The 1,190-nt window shown below is 75.0% G+C and carries 1 protein-coding gene and 1 pseudogene; both read left to right on the top strand.

Annotation, left to right across the window (positions count from 1 at the left end):
- A pseudogene (locus G5C51_RS42100) lies at positions 1–197 on the top strand (SCO3242 family prenyltransferase); the annotation flags it as partial.
- Positions 194–1,063 (top strand): sugar phosphate isomerase/epimerase family protein, encoded by an 870-nt coding sequence (locus tag G5C51_RS42095; protein ID WP_165246223.1) that lies wholly within the window; start codon positions 194–196, stop codon positions 1,061–1,063. The pseudogene G5C51_RS42100 and the gene G5C51_RS42095, both read left to right, overlap by 4 nt.
- Positions 1,064–1,190: the final 127 nt, after the last annotated feature.

Raw genomic sequence — 1,190 nt, 5'->3', positions numbered from 1 at the left:
CCGCCAAGCCGGCCTTCCACGCCGCCCTCAACCCCTCCCCCCTCCTCACTCAACGCGCCGTAGGCGGCGGCATCCGCGCCATGATCCCGCTGCAAGCCGCCCTCGCCGCCCGCGCCGGCCGACCGGTGACCGCCGCCGCCATCACGGCGCTTGCGCCGATCGCCCGCCGCCTCTCCAGAAAGGTGAGCGCGACATGACGCCACTCCGCCTCGCCTACGGCACCAACGGCCTCACCGACCTCCGCCTCACCGACGCCGCTCACCTCCTCGCCGACCTCGGCTACGACGGCATCGCCCTGACCCTCGACCACATGCATCTCGACCCGCTGGCCCCGGACCTCGCGGCCCGTACGGCCAAGGTCGCGGGCCTCCTCGCCGACACCGGCCTCGCGGTCACCATCGAGACCGGCGCCCGCTACGTCCTCGACCCGCGGCGCAAGCACTACCCCACCCTCCTCGACCCGGACCCGGCCGCCCGCCAGGCCCGGGCGGGGCTGCTCCTCACCGCCGTACGGGTAGCCGCCGACCTCGGCGCCGCCGCCGTCCACTGCTTCTCCGGCCAACGCCCGCACGGCGTCCCGGAGGACGAGGCCTGGAAGCGCCTCGCCGACGAACTCGCTCCCGTCCTCGAGGCATCCGCTGCCGCCGGCGTTCCCGTCGCCGTAGAGCCGGAACCCGGCCACCTCCTCCACAACCTCGACGGCTTCCACCGCCTCCGCACCGCCCTCGGCGCCCCGGACTCCCTCGCCCTCACCCTCGACATCGGTCACTGCCAGTGCCTGGAACCGGCCCCGCCCGCCGACTGCGTACGCGCCGCCGCGCCCTGGGTGGCGCATGTCCAGATCGAGGACATGTACCGGGGCGTGCACGAGCACCTCCCGTTCGGCGAGGGCGAGATCGACTTCCCGCCCGTACTGGAGGCGCTCCAGACCACCGGCTACCGCGGCCTGATCAGCGTGGAGCTCCCCCGCGACTCCCACGCCGGCCCCGAACTGGCCCGCACCTCCCTCGACTTCCTCCGCGCCGCCGAAGCCGAGGCAAGCACCCGAGGAGGCGCCCGATGACCAGCACGCCAGACACGCCGGGCACCTCAGGCACGCCGGACAGCCCGGGCACCTCAGGCACGCCGGACAGCCCAGCCACCCCGGGCACGCCCGGCCCCAACGCCGCAGGCCCGCGCGACCCCAGCAC

Origin of the sequence: Streptomyces coryli, assembly GCF_011044975.1 — a bacterium.
GTDB classification, from domain to species: domain Bacteria; phylum Actinomycetota; class Actinomycetes; order Streptomycetales; family Streptomycetaceae; genus Streptomyces; species Streptomyces coryli.
Note: the sequence above shows the minus strand (reverse complement) of the source record. Positions and strands in the feature narration are given on the sequence as shown.